The 16315-nt window shown below is 38.7% G+C and carries 14 protein-coding genes; 8 read left to right on the forward strand and 6 right to left on the reverse strand.

Annotation, left to right across the window (positions count from 1 at the left end; translation table 11 throughout):
• Positions 1–4: 4 nt before the first annotated feature.
• Positions 5–583, forward strand: a complete 579-nt coding sequence (locus tag D9V35_RS07785) for a YqaA family protein (RefSeq protein ID WP_122124025.1) — start codon at positions 5–7, stop codon at positions 581–583.
• Between the two features lie 9 nt (positions 584–592).
• On the opposite strand, the gene D9V35_RS07790 is transcribed toward D9V35_RS07785, so the two are convergent.
• The 3 genes from D9V35_RS07790 to D9V35_RS07800 are packed head-to-tail and all read right to left on the reverse strand — an operon-like array spanning position 593 to position 3664.
• Positions 593–955 carry a hypothetical protein gene (locus tag D9V35_RS07790; protein WP_110438549.1) on the reverse strand — a complete coding sequence of 121 codons (363 nt, stop codon included), beginning with the start codon at positions 953–955 and terminating at the stop codon, positions 593–595.
• Between the two features lie 50 nt (positions 956–1005).
• Positions 1006–1896 (reverse strand): 4-(cytidine 5'-diphospho)-2-C-methyl-D-erythritol kinase, encoded by an 891-nt coding sequence (locus D9V35_RS07795; protein WP_240993361.1) that lies wholly within the window; start codon positions 1894–1896, stop codon positions 1006–1008.
• Between the two features lie 13 nt (positions 1897–1909).
• Complete coding sequence (locus D9V35_RS07800; protein ID WP_122124027.1) at positions 1910–3664, reverse strand: tetratricopeptide repeat protein; 1755 nt, start codon at positions 3662–3664, stop codon at positions 1910–1912.
• A gap of 78 nt (positions 3665–3742) precedes the next feature.
• Here D9V35_RS07800 and D9V35_RS07805 point away from each other — a divergent pair, with 78 nt between their 5' ends.
• The gene (locus D9V35_RS07805; protein ID WP_122124028.1) at positions 3743–4495 is read left to right on the forward strand and encodes a uracil-DNA glycosylase; all 753 of its coding nucleotides are present in this window, start codon (positions 3743–3745) and stop codon (positions 4493–4495) included.
• A 94-nt stretch (positions 4496–4589) separates the two neighbouring features.
• Positions 4590–6509: a lytic transglycosylase domain-containing protein gene (locus tag D9V35_RS07810; protein ID WP_122124029.1), complete on the forward strand. Its 1920-nt coding sequence runs from the start codon at positions 4590–4592 to the stop codon at positions 6507–6509.
• Positions 6510–6556: 47 nt separating this feature from the next.
• Here the strand turns inward: D9V35_RS07810 and D9V35_RS07815 are convergent, their stop codons facing one another.
• Both D9V35_RS07815 and hpnH read right to left on the reverse strand, forming a co-directional pair.
• Positions 6557–7846 (reverse strand): hemolysin family protein, encoded by a 1290-nt coding sequence (locus tag D9V35_RS07815; protein WP_122124030.1) that lies wholly within the window; start codon positions 7844–7846, stop codon positions 6557–6559.
• 239 nt (positions 7847–8085) lie between these two features.
• On the reverse strand, positions 8086–9255 hold the full coding sequence (gene hpnH, locus D9V35_RS07820; RefSeq protein ID WP_122124031.1) for an adenosyl-hopene transferase HpnH: 1170 nt from the start codon (positions 9253–9255) through the stop codon (positions 8086–8088).
• A 471-nt stretch (positions 9256–9726) separates the two neighbouring features.
• On the opposite strand from hpnH, the gene dxs reads away from it, so the two are divergent.
• From dxs to hpnK, 5 genes are all read left to right on the forward strand, one after another.
• A complete protein-coding gene (gene dxs / locus D9V35_RS07825; protein WP_122124303.1) occupies positions 9727–11715 on the forward strand; it encodes a 1-deoxy-D-xylulose-5-phosphate synthase in 1989 nt (662 codons plus the stop codon).
• A gap of 27 nt (positions 11716–11742) precedes the next feature.
• The gene (locus D9V35_RS07830; RefSeq protein ID WP_122124032.1) at positions 11743–12420 is read left to right on the forward strand and encodes an MlaC/ttg2D family ABC transporter substrate-binding protein; all 678 of its coding nucleotides are present in this window, start codon (positions 11743–11745) and stop codon (positions 12418–12420) included.
• A gap of 13 nt (positions 12421–12433) precedes the next feature.
• Entirely contained in the window at positions 12434–13600 is a 1167-nt protein-coding gene (gene hpnI / locus D9V35_RS07835) for a bacteriohopanetetrol glucosamine biosynthesis glycosyltransferase HpnI (RefSeq protein ID WP_110438557.1), read from the forward strand.
• Between the two features lie 83 nt (positions 13601–13683).
• Positions 13684–15108, forward strand: a complete 1425-nt coding sequence (hpnJ, locus tag D9V35_RS07840) for a hopanoid biosynthesis associated radical SAM protein HpnJ (protein WP_122124033.1) — start codon at positions 13684–13686, stop codon at positions 15106–15108.
• A gap of 19 nt (positions 15109–15127) precedes the next feature.
• Entirely contained in the window at positions 15128–15979 is an 852-nt protein-coding gene (gene hpnK, locus D9V35_RS07845; RefSeq protein WP_122124034.1) for a hopanoid biosynthesis-associated protein HpnK, read from the forward strand.
• A gap of 6 nt (positions 15980–15985) precedes the next feature.
• Here the strand turns inward: hpnK and trxA are convergent, their stop codons facing one another.
• The gene (trxA, locus tag D9V35_RS07850) at positions 15986–16315 is read right to left on the reverse strand and encodes a thioredoxin TrxA (protein WP_110438560.1); all 330 of its coding nucleotides are present in this window, start codon (positions 16313–16315) and stop codon (positions 15986–15988) included.

Genomic DNA, 16315 nt, shown 5'->3' on the forward strand with positions numbered 1-16315 from the left:
TTTTATGCTCAAACATCTTTATGCACGCGCCTTACAACTCGCCGCAAGTCAGTACGCGATATTCTGGCTTATGCTAACCGCGTTTTCCGAGGCAAGCTTTTTCCCAATACCGCCGGATATTCTCCTTTGTCCAATGATTCTCGCTAAACGATGCAAAGCATGGCTATATGCAACAGTTACAACTTTAAGTAGTGTTGTCGGAGGGTTATTGGGATGGATAATAGGTGCTTTTTTACTTCATTATCTTGCAATGCCTATCATTCATTTCTATCACGCAGAACAGCAACTCATCAATTTGCAGGATAAATTCAATACATATGGCGTATGGATTATTCTAATCAAAGGATTAACACCGATCCCCTATAAATTCATCACCATTACTGCCGGTGCGGCACATTTTGCCCTGATACCCTTCCTGCTCGCAAGTTTAATTACCCGAGGCTCCCGTTTTTTCCTGGAAACTGTTCTACTTTATTTTTTTGGGTCATCTATTCAGGATTTTATTGAAAAGCGATTAATATGGGTAACCAGTTTTATCTGCTTATTGCTTATATCGGGTATCATCGCTTTTAAATATATCTAACTATAACATTTATTTCTTGATTTTCAGACCTTTTTGTAATGCCTTGACATATTCCTTAACTTGTTGGTCAGATAAAACAAACCCAAGTGGACCAAACCCTGGATGTTGAAAAGCAAGCAAAGTTTCTGCTTTTTCAATATTCTTCTGAATTGCCCATTTGGTTTGATATGCAGGTTTGATCTGCGCCCCGGTTATTTCAGCTATTTTTTGACCTTCTGCCATCATCCATCGAACAGATCCCAAAGCTTGGATAAGATTGTCCAGTTCCAGCTGATTTAATTCTAATTGACCGGTTACGCCACTATCAGGTGAAAAAGTTAAAATTGTTTTTTTACGGTCTTCCGTAATCCGTATATTCACATCAATAGCCATTTGTAACCCTCTTTATCCCTCTAAAATATTTTATATCTATAAAACTTAAATTAATGAATAGCTTTCCCCCCCCATATCCACCAAGAATATTTTGAGGATAAAATCTCCGCCGCTTTTTGTGCTTGCTCAACCGTTTCAAATAATCCAAAACAAGTTGCACCCGATCCACTCATTCGTGCCAAGCGACAGTGGGGTAACATCCTAATTTCTTCCAAAACTTTTTCAATTTTAGAATTTAATAAAATAGCAGGCTCCTGTAAATTATTATCATAGGTCGTTATATCATGAATAAATGAATTAACATTATCGAAACTATTTTTCAAATTAACTTTGTCAAAAAAAGAAGATTGACGCTTCTTAAACACTTCCGCCGTTGACACCCCTTCTCCATGATTCACTAAAATGATTCCAAAAGAGGGAATTTCTATATCCCTTGAAATGACTTCACCAATTCCCTGCATGCGTTGTGTGACCGGATTAAGACAAACGGGAACATCTGCCCCCAATTGTAATGCAATCTTCTGTAATGAATCATTGTCAATTACAAGATTCCAATAACGCATCAATAACCGTAAAGTAGCCGCTGCATCTGAAGATCCTCCCCCAATTCCTGAGGCGACAGGAAGATTTTTAATCAGTTGGATTTTAACAGGCTTTAAAGGTTGTTTTGTACATGCTGCAAGTTTATAGGCTGCTTTAACAATCAGGTTATCGTCCTGATTTTCCTGAGATAACTGCGATACAAATTGCCCCGTTATTTCAAGCTCGACAAGCCTGTCCTCTTTACCTGACACTGGAAACAGGATCAATTCATCCCCTACATCAGGAAAAACAACCAGACTATCCAGAATATGATATCCATCAGGACGTTTGTCCGTCACATGCAAAAAAAGGTTTATTTTGGCGTACGCTTTTTCTATAAACATTGAATCTTTTTTCAAATAGTAAAGTTACCTAATGGTGAGAGGACAAGAATTTATTTTTTTTAGCTTTTTGTAATGCATTCAATATTAAATTTCTATTTTCAGGATTTGGATTGCAAGTCAAGGCTACATTCCATTGATTAATCGCCTCTTGATAGCGTCCAACCTTCCAATAGGCAACCCCCAGATGGTAATTTAATTCAGGATCCTGTGGAATGGTCTCGGCCGCCAGCTCCAACTGTTGTATGGCTAAAGCTGTTTGATTATTCAAAACCATAATCCAGCCTAAACTATCACGGATTGCCCCTTCATCCGGTGCAATATCAATGGCTTTCTGTAGCATTATCTGGGCTTTCTGCAAGTTTTTATGTCTTAGTGCCCATGAATAACCCAGATAATTCAATAAAATTGGCTCATTTGGTGCCAATTTTAATGCCATTTGTAGATCCTGTTCAGCTTTTAGCCATTGTTTTTGTTTTTCATAAGCAACCCCTCTTATGAAAAACATTGTCCAATCATATTTAGTTTTGTTTTTCTTTAACTGAATGACTTTACTGTAGATTTGAATGGTTTTTGGATAATTTTTCTGATCAAAATAAATATCACCCAACGTTTGCCATAAACTAATTTCTTGTGGGTAATCCTTTAACAATTCTTCCAAGGATTTTTCCGCCCGAGAATAATGTTTTAATAATGCATCATAACGGGCAAGTTGTAACTGTATATTGGTCTTTAACGGATCATCCGGATTAACGGGAAATAAGATTTTACGGGCCTGTTCAGCGTGTTTTTGTTCCGCAAGAATGCCCGATAACATAATTTTGGCTTCAGAAAGATTTGGATTGAGCTGTAAAGCAAACCGTAAAAATATCTGTTCAGTATGAAGGGCAACCTTATACGAAATTTTAGCCTCCCTGTCATTTTCATCAACAGTCTGATTGGCCAAATCCTGCTGAATCAGGGAGGCCATTGCCAAGTAAACCTGAGCAACCGCCCCTTGAGCATCATGCACTGGAAATTGAGAAAGATTGCGACGTAAATTATTTTTTGAAATGGATAAAAAAGGCAAAATATCAGTCAAATTATCGACCATTGCCTCCGCTTTTCCAGCTCGATGATGCTTATAAAGCCAATTTCCATAAGCCCGCATTAACAGCAAATCCGCCCCGGGAAAAACCCGGTAGGCTTTTTCAAATAAAATGCCAGCTTTTTTATCATGATGTGATAAAGTTTCCGCAACGCCATAATGAATTAGAAAAACTCCACTAATAGGCGTATTAATTCCTTTTTCAAACAGAGCATTTGCCTGATCAATCTGACCAGCACCATATAGGCACCATGCTTGCAACAATAAAAACGTCATCTGACCCAATGGATCACCAGGAGGAGAAGTAAAATATTTTAATGCCTCTTTCCAGTTTCCCTTAACAATTGCATCATTTCTTAATACCAGAGCGGAAATTGGATCTTTATCTTCTTGTTTTGCCAAATTTACTGCGGCTGGATTGCCGGCGATCACACTATAGTAAAATGCCCTTTCACGTGCATCCGTGTTTTTTAGATCATGATTAAACACATTATTATAAAATTTTGCAGCGGTCACATTATCATCGGTCTGCGCCGCATAATAGGCAGACAGATAATCCCCGTACCCGCCCCTTTGATGCACCAAGGGAATAACAGGCTCTGGATCCTTTACAATTACGGACGCTTTAGATGTCAAGCTCATCCCAGCAATTAGAGAAAAAGATAAAAGCATGGTGCGTAGAAAGCGTGGGCATTGCATAATCACTATCTTCTCAATAAACTGAAATCTTAGTATATAAGGTTTCGTTAACCATCATTATATTTATCGTAATCTAAAATGTATGACCATTTATCATTGTTACAGCTATATTCTGAATGGGGTATAGATGAAAATTTAACTTCAGTAAGTATCAACCATTTAGAAAATAGAAAACCTATTCCTACTCTTCCTTTACCTAAAAAACAATCTGTTTCAACGAAAATTATAACAAAAACAAATCGACACTCCGCTTTTCAAACCAATAGTTTACAAGAAATAAACCAGGCTATCTTAAAGTTCAAAGACTGTTCGCTTAAAAACACAGCCATGAATACAATACTTTCTGTTGGAGATCCAAAATCCCATATTTATATTATCGGGGATGTTCCAGATGCCGATGAAGATCGTAGCGGAAGGGTTTTCGCAGATACGGGAAATTTCTGGCTTGAACAGATGCTTGATAACATCGATATTTCTCTTGATGCTTGTTTTCGTATTCCGCTTGTTCCATGGCGCCCCCCAGGTGGACGACAAATATCAACAAATGAATTAGAACTTTGCCTACCTTTTTTATATAAATTACTAATCCTGTATCAACCCAGATATATCCTGACAATTGGACAATTACCTGCTAAGACCTTACTAAAAACCCCGGTCAATTTTAACCAGCTAAAAAATCAATGGCATTCATTCACATACTCTGGAATTCCTAACCCCATCCAACTTTTTCCATTACACCATCTTTCCCAAATTAACATTAATGCCAAGATCCGCCAGGTAACCTGGAAAAATCTCCTTTACATTCGTGCCACCATAGATAAAAACACTTGATTGAAGCATTATATATATTTCAGCGATAATATTTAATTACCTAAAATAAATAACTCTTGAATTACATGACACTCTTTCCTAATTAATATGTATTATGCAAGGGACAAACATTCTTTCCCCTTTGGCTGTCCGGGCTTTATTGGCAAGCGCAGCCTTGTTTGCAGGCGTATCAACTGTATCCATACGGGCAACTACGCCAAAACAGTTAGATCAGCGTGAAGAAACAATCATTACACAAGCTAGAAATATTATTCGAAATGGTAATGGTCGTGTCAGCTTTCCTCGTCCGTTAAATTCAATGGATGAACAGCGTATTCGCTATATATTTGATCTACAACGCAAAGGGGATTTCACAACGGCTCAATCTGAAACAATTCAGATTTCAGACAATTTGTTGCTCGGCGATATTCTTGCCGAGCGTTACCTAAACCCACATTTTTTACCAAATACAGGGCAATTAAAGTTATGGCTGAAAAATTTTGCATCTTATCCTGATTCACCTGATATTCAAAAGCGTCTGAACAATCTTGGCGCTATTAAAGTATCAATTCCCGTCAGTCAGAATCTACCTATTGATAACAACAATAATGTCATGGCTTATTTGCAAAGCCTTGATCATCTTAATTTCGAAACCAATTCCTTCAAAAGAAATCCTTTGTTGGATCAAACTGTTCGTGAACGCAGCGCATCAGGTTGGCAGGGAGCGAAAAGTGCCTTGCAGCTTATTCAACAGACACACGGAATGAATAATCTATATGCCGCACAATTACAGGCAGAAATAGCTCAACAGCTCTTTGCAATGAATTATTCAGATCATGCCTATCAACTGGCTAAAAATGCGTTTAAATCATCCAATTACCGCGTTGGTTTGGCTGGATATGTCGCTGGATTAATTGCCTGGAAAAATAATGATATTGATCAATCCTTGAAATTTTTTGCACAGGCTTCAAAGGCAGATATTATCACTACCAATATTAGAGCAGGTACTTATTTCTGGGCTGCACGTTCATGTCTAAGAAAGGAAAATAAACAGGAATATATTATCTGGTTGCGCAGATCGGCTTCGTTTGTGCATACCTTTTATGGTATTTTGGCCAACCAGATTCTAAAAGAAAACGATCATGATACTTCAACAGAGAAGACTGATTTTCATCCTTTACTAAATTTCCTTAAATTTTCTTCTACAACACTTTCTCAAGTGGATATCAACACTATTGAAGCCACTGCTGAGGGAAAAAGGTTTTTTGCCTTACTACAAGTGGACGAAAAAAAACGGGCTGAGATTATTTTAAAACAGATATGGATGAAAAATAGAAAGAATCTTGCCCTTTTGCATTCCATTCAATTGATTGCAAAAACCATAGGCGCAAACGATTTATCTAAACAGCTTGTTGAGATAATTGTACAAAATGAAAATCTTCTCGACCACAATAAAAGCTTACCCTTACCCAATTTACATCCAAGGAATGGCTACAGAATCAATCCGGCCCTTATCTATGCGTTGATCCGTTTAGAATCAAATTTCAATAGCAAGGCTGTTTCGAATACAGGGGCACGTGGCTTAATGCAAATCATGCCTATGACAGCAAAATATATTGCAAAACAAAAAAATAACGTATCGATTCACCGTTTGGATGAACTGCAAAATTCCGCTTTAAATTTGGAAATCGGTCAATTATACCTTATCCATTTATCAGGACTTTATAACAAGAAAAACTATGATATGCTTCCAAAAGGGGGAAGCCTTATTCATATGCTGGCCAGTTATAATGCCGGACCTGTAATAACATCAAAATGGTTGAATTCAGCTGAGAATAACCAAGATCCATTACTGTTCATGGAAACAATTCCCATCAAGGAAACAAAAAACTATTTGCATAAAGCACTGACTTTTCTTTGGATCTATTCTGATAAGCTTGATTTACCTTCTCCTTCCTTAAAGGCTCTGGCTCAAAACAAATGGCCTAAATTTACAAATGAAGTAAAATTGGCCCAAGTCATTACATTACATTAAAAAAAAGCCCTTTTCTTAAAAAAAGAAAAGGGCTTTTTAAATACCTACTAGTTTTTTGCCACAGGTTGTCGGCTTGCCTTTACACGAGTAACCCGACGATTTTCCATCTCCAAAACCTCAAAAAGCCAACCTGAAAAAACAACCTTGTCACCTGTAACCGGGACTCTTCGTAAAAGTGCCAAAATCAATCCGGCGACTGTGTGATAACTTCCTTCCGCAGGTAAATCTCCTAAATCCAGCTGATCCCTGACTTCATCGACCTGAGTCGTCCCTTCCAGTAAATATTCATTACTTATCCCTGACTCAAGACGGGGGGCATCCAGAGACTGATTGATTTCACCTACAATTATTTTAAAAATATCCGAAACCGTTACAATTCCCTCAAATGAGCCATATTCGTCAAGAACCAGTAATATTCCTAACAAATCACCCCTCAATCGTTCCAGAGCGTCCAAGGCAGACATACTATCCGGAACAACAAGAGGACGCTGTAAACAGGCATTAATTGACAAGCTGTTTTTATGTAAAAGCTGGCTGAACAAATCATTAACCAAAACCACACCAACAGGATTATCAATTCCATTTTCACAAACAACCAATCGTGTATGTGAAATATTGTACAAAGCCTGTTTCAATTTGTCCCCTGAAATAGAACGATCAATCCATATAATTTCATTCCTTGGACGCATAACAGCCCTGACAGGTCGGTCAGCCAGTCGTAGCAAACGTTCAATCATATCCCGTTCTTCAACTTCCAGCACACCAACCTTGGCACCCTCGGCAATGTAGGCCCTTAATTCCTCTTCTGTTACAGAGACAGAAACTTTATTATGTCTTCTTAATAATTTCAAAACGCATTCAGAGGATTTACTGAGGACCCAAACTGCAGGAGAGGCAATCTTTGATATAATTATAAATAGCCAGGACAGGCGGACAGCAATGACCTCAGGCTCTAGTAACGCCAGCTGCTTTGGAACCAGTTCCCCAAAAATTAGCATAAAAAAAGTAATAACCAAAACAACGATAAGAATCGACAAGTCATCTGCCCAGATTTTGATTAACGAAAATTGTTCAAGCCATTGCCTTAGACAATTTTCAATACGGGATCCCCCAAAGGCTCCCTCAAATATTGAAACCAGCGTAATACCAACCTGAATAGTGGGTAAAAAACTTTGTGGTTTATCAATTAATCGTAAAGCCCCTTCAACACCCTTCACCCCTTGATGTTGCATCGCAACCAGCCGGGCTTTTCGGCTTGATATTAAAGCAAGTTCGCCCATAGCGAAAATACCATTCAAAAAAATCAAGCATAAAATAACAATAATTGAAACAAGCATTTACTTAAATCCAATAAATGTAATCATAATAAAAAACAGAAATTACAAAAATAATCTAACAAAATTGTTACTAATAAAAAATAATAAATCTGTTATACTTATTTTTACTTTGAGTATGATTTAACATTTTTATTTTTATTTCTGTAATAAATTTGTTCCTTACACAACTATTAAAAAAGGCAAGCTTGAAAAACTAAGCTTGCCTTTCCTTTTATTCCACAAAAGATACCAATGTATAATCAGGCTTCCTGAACGGCCACCTTTTTAACACGACGAACTGCTGTCCGTTTTTTAACAGAATCCTTAGGCAGTTTCTTCATTAGTTCCGCCACCTGTTCATTATAATCGTATTTTGCCTGTCTTTGTTGTGACAAATCTATTTCGGGTGCCATTACACCTTCGACCTTGGGCCCTGTTAAAGCAACATGAGCAATATGCCATGGACGTTTGATCGCATCCTTAACAGCGGTAGCTTCATATCCGGAATGAACCATGCAATTGGCGCATTTTTCGTAATTGCCCGTACCGTACTGATCCCATTGAGTTTCATTCATCAATGCTTCAAACGTCGGTGCATAGCCTTCTCCCAACAGATAGCATGGACGTTGCCATCCAAAAACTGTTCTTAAAGGCTTACCCCAAGGAGTACAGTGATATTGCTCATTTCCAGCCAGAAAATTCAGGAATAATGGTGATTGCGTGAAACGCCATTTATGTCCCTTTCCCAATCTGAAAATTTCACGAAATAATTTTTTGGTATTTTGACGGTTCAGGAAATGTTCTTGATCTGGCGCCCTTTCATAGGCATAGCCAGGAGCAGTCATAATACCATCAACCCCCAACTCCATAACACTGTCAAAAAATGCCGCTACACGATATGGATCGGCATTATCAAACAGGGTGCAGTTGATTGAAACCCTGAACCCTTTAGACTTGGCAAGTTTTATTGCTGAAACGGCACGATCGTAAACACCCTGCTGACAGACAGAAGCGTCATGCATGGACTTGTCACCATCCAAATGAATATCCCATGAAAAGAATGGAGATGGTTTATAATCGTCAATCTTTTTTTCAAGCAACAATCCATTAGTACACAGATATACATACCGTTTACGAGCGATCAATCCCTCAATAATCTGTGGCATTTCCTTATGTAACAAGGGTTCACCCCCTGCAACTGCCACGACAGGGGCGCCACATTCAGCATCAGCATCCAAACATTCCTGCACACTCAATCGCTGATTCAATATCTCAGCAGGATAATCAATCTTTCCGCAACCAGAACAGGCCAAGTTACAACGTAATAAAGGCTCCAACATCAAAACGAGTGGATATTTTTCACGTCTTTTTAGATGTTGTTTAACAACGTAGCTACCGACTCGTACTGCCTGCATCAGAGGAACAGCCATTTATCTAAGCTCCCAAACCGGTTTAACCGATATTAACATATAATAAATGCGTCATTCATAAGATAAATGACCCTTAACAACAAGAAAAAAATATTATTAGTAAAAAACGTACTTTACGACAAAAACATTTTATTTTAAATTTCAAAAGCCTTGCCGTCTCTCTTTTTCCTTCTTTAAAGTAACAATTTACTTTATAGATGTGTTCCTCAAGCAACAAATTTAATATCTCGTTTGAAAAAAAAGATAAAATCAGCCATAAAAGCTTAATAAAAAAGTGTAATATATTGTTCGCTTTTTATCCTTTTTTATTCATGAAAGGTGATAGATTTTACATAACGTGTATTTGAATATCATCTAAACTCGAGTATAAGCTAAAAAACTTAACATTTATATTAAGCTATTATGTAACAGTTACGGACGAAATATAACATGGATGAACAAACCGAAACGCCTAAGAACAAAGAAAATCTTATGGAAAATGAATCGGCTAATCATTTAAAATCCATTCCTACTTATGGACGTTTCCCTTTATTAGACCGCGTTCATACCCCAACAGATCTCAAAAACCTTTCCATTGAACAGCTAGAACAGTTAGCCAAGGAATTACGTGCCGAAACAATTGATGTCGTTTCCACAACAGGTGGACATTTAGGGGCCTCTTTGGGTGTGGTTGAACTTACTGTTGCATTACATGCCGTTTTTGATACACCAAATGATTCACTAATATGGGATGTTGGTCATCAGGCTTATCCCCACAAAATATTAACTGGTCGTCGTGAATTTATTCGTACATTACGTCAACCTGGAGGATTATCAGGCTTTACAAAACGTTCAGAAAGTATATACGACCCTTTCGGAGCCGCCCATTCCTCAACCTCGATCTCGGCAGGATTGGGTATAGCTGTTGCAAACCATTTTAAGGCCAAAAAAGATCCAGCATATGATGAACGCAGTGTCATAGCGGTAATCGGTGACGGATCCATTTCAGCTGGTATGGCCTATGAGGCCATGAATAATGCTGCAGTTGCTGGGCCAGGTGCAGAACGATTAATTGTTATCCTGAACGATAATGAAATGTCCATTGCTCCACCTGTCGGTTCAATGTCCGTTTATCTATCGCAGCTTCTCTCATCACGTCATTTCTTGGGGCTAAGAGATCTTGCCGCCAGAGTCGCCAGCAAATTACCCGAGAGTCTTGAAAAAAAGGCAAAACGGGCCGAAGAATATGCCCGCGCTTTAATGACGGGCGGGACATTGTTTGAGGAACTAGGTTTCTATTATGTGGGACCAATTGATGGACATAATTTACAACAACTGGTTCCTGTCTTAAGAAATCTGCGCGATGCCGAACATATCGGTCCAGTGCTTTTACATGTCGTAACCCAAAAGGGACATGGATATAAACCAGCTGAATCTTCAGGCGATAAATATCATGCTGTCTCCAAATTCAATGTCATAACAGGAAAACAGAATAAAGGACCGCCCGGACCACCATCGTATACCTCGGTTTTCAGTAATGAACTACTGAAATGCGCTGAAAAAGATGACAAAATTATTGCCATAACCGCTGCGATGCCATCTGGTACAGGATTAGACAAATTTGAACAGAAATTTCCCGAACGCTATTTTGACGTCGGCATTGCTGAACAACATGCGGTTACATTTGCTGCAGGTCTGGCAACCGAGGGGTTAAGACCTTTCTGTGCTATATATTCCTCTTTTCTGCAACGTGCCTATGATCAAGTCATGCATGACGTTGTCCTGCAGAATTTACCTGTTCGTTTCGCCATTGATCGCGCTGGACTGGTTGGGGCTGATGGGGCAACCCACGCTGGCACCTTTGATATTGCATATTTGGGGTGTCTACCAAATATTGTTATCATGGCTCCCAGCAATGAAGTTGAATTAGTTCATATGACAGCAACCGCCGCAGCTTTTGATGAAGGTCCAATCGCCTTCAGATATCCGCGGGGCCCTGGTATTGGTCTTTCTTTACCGGCAGAAAGTCAAATTCTTCCAATTGGTAAAGGAAAAATCATTCAGGAAATGGGAGAGCAGACTGGTGATGAAAAGGGGGGAATTGCCATCTTGTCTTTCGGAGCCCGTTTGGCAGAATGTTTAAAAGCTGCCGAAACCCTTAAACAATATGGATTGCCCCCTACAATTGTCGACGCTCGTTTTGCTAAGCCTCTCGACAAAGGATTAATTGATCAGCTGGCTAGAAACCATAAGGTTCTTATCACTATTGAGGAGGGATCAACAGGCGGATTTGGAGCATTTGTCATGCAACATCTTGCCCAGAACGGTCTTTTAGATCATGTAAGGTTCAGGCCAATGGTTCTACCTGATTATTTCATTAACCATAATACCCAAACCGCGCAATATATTGAGGCAGGTTTAGATGCTCCATCTATTGTCAAAATCGCTTTAAAAGCTTTAGATGTACCTTTGGAAATTTAAATATAAAAAGTTTAGGTAGATTCAACTATGAAATTTCATCGTTATATCCTGTTATGCAGTGTTACAGCCTTTATAGGCTTTAATTCTCCAATCGCAATTCATGCAAATGATACTGCCGTCCGTCCTGTTTCTGTAACCGGATCTGATACAGAAAATTCCATTAAAACACCTGTTGTCAATCTGTATCGCATCCTAAGCCAACTTCAACAGTCCAAGCAAGCCCCTGCTGAAAAAGGTATGACCGCTCTTAGAAAAGTTTTAAATGATTCCTATGATTTCTCTTCAATTTTAAGCAGTACAGTTGGTTATCGTTACGATTCATATTCCGAAGCTGAAAAAGAGCAGCTTTTGCAAGCTTTCACTAATTATACAGTTGCAAGGTATTATTCCAGTTTTGCCAAAGAAAAAGGTACGGGATTTAAAATTTTACCAAATGTTAAAAATGCAACGACAAACGATGATAAAATTATTAAAACCAGGGTTGGAGACGCAAGTGATATGGGATCAGCAACAGAAATCAACTATCTGTTGCGTAAAACCCCACAAGGATGGAAAATTGTCGATGTGTTGCTGAATGGTCATATCAGTCAAATAGCCATTCAACATGGTGACTTTAGTTCGACCTTGGCAAAAGGTGGCAGTCAAGGATTGATTGAAATGTTAAACAAGAAAACACAATCCTTCATGTCAAAAAACAACTCCTAATCTAACAGTCTATATGTTTTGGTCTTTACAAACGAAAATTAAATTAACACGAATTTTATCCATTTGTACATTACTGGGGTGCATTCAATCTGGAATCAGCTGTCTGCTTATCTATTTCTTTAAAAAAAAAATTAAAAACCAAAAAAAATATACAGCCCCCTCTTCCCTTCCCCCAGTAACAATCTTAAAGCCTTTGGCTAATACAGAACCCCTCCTTTATGAGGCTTTACAAAGTTTCTGCGAACAGGATTATCCAGATTTTCAATTAATTTTTGGCGTTCAAGATAAAAAAGACCCTGCAATTGAAATTGTTCATCATCTACAGAATCAATATCCCAATCGCAATATTAAACTGGTTATCAATCCAAAAATTCATGGGGTAAACCGCAAAGTATCAAATTTAATAAACATGTTTGCCTACGCAATCCATGACTGTCTACTTATTTCAGATTCCGATATTCACACACCGCATCAGAATTATTTAAGAGAAACCATTCCCTTATTGGATAATGACAATGTTGGACTGATAACCTCTTTATATAGTGGATTACCTTATGAATCCTCTATTGTCCAAATGCTGGCCAGTGCTCATATCAATTATAACTTTATGCCGGGCGTGATACTCTCACGCTATCTGGGCCGTCAGGATTGTTTTGGTGCCTGTGTTGCAATCAAACGGTCCATACTTATGAAAATTGGCGGATTAAAAGCTCTGTTACCCTATATTGCAGATGATGCAAAACTTGGAGAGCTTATCCGAAAACAAAATTTAGAGGTTGTTCTTTCACCTTCCATCGTTAAGACAACTGTTTCTGAAAATACTTTTCAAGCTTTATATAAACATGAGTTGCGCTGGAATCGTACCGTTTTTACAGTGGAACCCCTTGGTTTTACATGCTCTTTCATCCAGCTTCCCCTATTCTGGATTTCTCTTGCTGTTTTACTGAACCCTCTGAAAAAAAAATCATGGATTAATTTTTTAAGCTGCTGGATTTTTCAATCTATTTGTTGTTTAGTGATCAATAAAAAGATTAAACTTGACCTTAAGTTAATTCCTTTCCTGTTACCCTTAAGGGACTGGATCTCGGCTTCTATTATGATGAGAAGTATTTTCAAAGAAGATATTGAATGGCGTGGACAAAAAATGACTTTTAAAAAAAACCAAGGTTCCAATAGTTAAACGATAGTGATAGATAATTGAACCAATTAAGTATTTTTAAACAACCATAATAAAATAGAAAAAATCAAAGGATTAGTTCCATCATGATGAAGACTCTGTTTCTACAACCCCCCTCCTTTGAAGGTTTTGATGGAGGTGCAGGTTCCCGCTACCAAGCCAAGCGCGAAATTAAATCATTCTGGTATCCAACTTGGTTGGCCCAACCGGCAGCCCTTATCCCGAACAGTCGCCTGATTGATGCGCCCCCTGCAAGAATGACGATGGAACCCATTCTTGCTGATGTTAAAAACCGTGATCTGGTGATCATGCATACTTCTACCCCATCCTTTTCATCGGATGTCAAGGTTGCAAAAATGCTCAAGGATGCAAATCCTTCCCTCAAAATTGGCATGGTCGGTGCAAAGGTTGCTGTTCAACCCCAGGAAAGTCTCGAAAAGAGCGATGTTATTGATTTTGTAGCCCGGAATGAATTTGACTTTACATTGAAAGAAGTCGCAGAAGGTCGCGATTTCAAAGATATTGACGGCATATCCTGGCGGGATGCAAATGGCAAAATTGTTCATAATAAAAACAGGGCAATAATTGAAAATATGGATTCCTTGCCTTTTGTTACCGAGGTTTACAAAAGGGATCTACATATTGAAGATTATTTCATTGGATATTTAAAACATCCATATCTTTCCCTATATACTGGCCGTGGATGCAAATCACGCTGCACGTTCTGCCTGTGGCCACAAACTGTAGGTGGACATCGTTATCGTACACGAAGTCCAGAACATGTCGCGGCAGAAATTCGTTTGGCTCAACAATATTTTCCACAAGTTAAAGAATTTTTCTTTGATGATGATACATTTACAGATGATCTTCCTCGTGCGGAGGCAATCGCTCGTGAATTGGGAAAATTAGGGGTGACCTGGTCCTGTAACGCCAAGGCGAATGTTCCCCGTAACACCTTGAAAGTGTTAAAGGATAATGGGTTGCGCCTATTGCTAGTTGGTTATGAAAGCGGAAATCAGCAAATCCTGCATAACATTAAAAAGGGAATGCGAATCGAGGTTGCACGTGAATTCACAAAAAACTGTCATGAACTTGGAATTAAAATCCACGGCACCTTTATTCTCGGTTTACCAGGAGAGACCAAGGAAACAATCCAGGAAACAATCAAATTCGCCACTGAAATCAACCCTCATACTTTACAGGTTTCCCTAGCCGCTCCATATCCAGGAACATTTCTGCATCAGCAGGCACTTGAAAATGGATGGCTGGATGAAAATAATGCGGAATTGATTGATGAACATGGCGTTCAGATCGCCCCTTTGCATTATCCTCATTTATCTCATACGGAAATTTTTGATAGCGTTGAAACATTTTATAAGAAATTTTACTTTCGCGCTCCCAAAATAGCATCTATTGTAGGAGAGATGATCACCAGCCCACAAATGATGAAACGTCGCTTACGTGAAGGCGTCGAATTTTTCCAATTTCTACGAGATCGCCATACATCATAATAAACGATAAAGAAATTTTGTGACAAGAAAAATTCTTATTTCAGCAGATGATTTCGGTTTATCTGTCGAGGTCAATGAGGCAATTGAAATTGCACATCGGCAAGGAGTCCTGAGTACTGCGAATCTTATGATTGCAGGCGATGCAGCTGAGGATGCAATCATAAGAGCCAAAAGAATGCCAAATTTGCAGGTTGGATTGCATGTTGTTGTCATTGAGGGAAAATCGATTTTGCCAAAAAGTGAAATTCCACTTCTTGTCGATGAAAATCGTCTTTTCCCCTCACAACAACTTAAAATGGGAATCAACTACTTTTTCAATCAACACATCCGTAGACAACTGGAAAAGGAAATCAGGGCTCAATTTGAAACCTTTAGAAAAACAGGACTGGCTCTTGATCATATCGATGTGCATAAACATATGCATCTTCACCCAACCATTGCTCAGCTTATTATAAAAATCAGTCATGATTATCGGTTGCAACGAATAAGACTTCCCAAAGAACCCGTTAAGATTCTCAGATCCATTGATCAGACAACCAATCTAGATAATACAAATAACTTGCTGGTTTATTATTGGTGCAAACTTCTTGAAGAACAGATCAAAAAAGCCGGGATGAAATCTTTTGATTGGTGCTTTGGCTTATCCTGGTGTGGGCATATGACATTTGACCGTATCCAGAAATTAATCCCGTCCCTACCACAAGGTAATTCTGAATTGTTTTTCCATCCTGCAACCACAAAAATGGGATTATATAATCAACTTATGCCTCAATATGAACCTGAAAAGGAGCTGGAGACCCTCTGTCATCCAGACTTCCCCAAGCTGCTTCAGGAACATGGCATTCATCCAATTACTTGGAAAAACATTTAAAATATCTCAACGGATAGCTGTTTCAATCCAGCCTTTCAATTTTTCCTTTGGTAAGGCTCCTACCTTGGTTGATAAAGGCTGTCCATCTTTGAACAAGATAAGGGTTGGAATTCCCCTAACTCCATAATTTGTTGGCACCTCAGGGTTTTCCTCGACATTAACCTTGGCAACAACTAATTTACCTTGCATTTCTTTTGCTAATTCTTCCAAAACTGGAGCAATCATTTTGCAAGGTCCGCACCATTCCGCCCAGAAATCAACCAGGACGATTTGATCGGATTTCAATACATCCTGTTCAAAACTTTGATCTGTTACTTTTTTAGTAAATTCGCTCAT

Origin of the sequence: Commensalibacter melissae (genome assembly GCF_003691365.1) — a bacterium.
Taxonomy (GTDB): domain Bacteria; phylum Pseudomonadota; class Alphaproteobacteria; order Acetobacterales; family Acetobacteraceae; genus Commensalibacter; species Commensalibacter melissae.

Excerpts from the sequence above, each read along its gene's own strand:
- hpnI (WP_110438557.1), top strand. The coding sequence starts at position 12,434 with ATGTTTTGGTCTTTACAAACGAAAATTAAATTAACACGAATTTTATCC.
- D9V35_RS07830 (WP_122124032.1), top strand. The coding sequence starts at position 11,743 with ATGAAATTTCATCGTTATATCCTGTTATGCAGTGTTACAGCCTTTATA.
- dxs (WP_122124303.1), top strand. The coding sequence starts at position 9,727 with ATGGAAAATGAATCGGCTAATCATTTAAAATCCATTCCTACTTATGGA.
- D9V35_RS07805 (WP_122124028.1), top strand. The coding sequence starts at position 3,743 with ATGTATGACCATTTATCATTGTTACAGCTATATTCTGAATGGGGTATA.
- hpnH (WP_122124031.1), bottom strand. The coding sequence starts at position 9,255 with ATGGCTGTTCCTCTGATGCAGGCAGTACGAGTCGGTAGCTACGTTGTT.
- D9V35_RS07785 (WP_122124025.1), top strand. The coding sequence starts at position 5 with ATGCTCAAACATCTTTATGCACGCGCCTTACAACTCGCCGCAAGTCAG.
- D9V35_RS07815 (WP_122124030.1), bottom strand. The coding sequence starts at position 7,846 with ATGCTTGTTTCAATTATTGTTATTTTATGCTTGATTTTTTTGAATGGT.
- trxA (WP_110438560.1), bottom strand. The coding sequence starts at position 16,315 with ATGAGCGAATTTACTAAAAAAGTAACAGATCAAAGTTTTGAACAGGAT.
- D9V35_RS07800 (WP_122124027.1), bottom strand. The coding sequence starts at position 3,664 with ATGCAATGCCCACGCTTTCTACGCACCATGCTTTTATCTTTTTCTCTA.
- D9V35_RS07790 (WP_110438549.1), bottom strand. The coding sequence starts at position 955 with ATGGCTATTGATGTGAATATACGGATTACGGAAGACCGTAAAAAAACA.
- D9V35_RS07810 (WP_122124029.1), top strand. The coding sequence starts at position 4,590 with ATGCAAGGGACAAACATTCTTTCCCCTTTGGCTGTCCGGGCTTTATTG.
- hpnJ (WP_122124033.1), top strand. The coding sequence starts at position 13,684 with ATGATGAAGACTCTGTTTCTACAACCCCCCTCCTTTGAAGGTTTTGAT.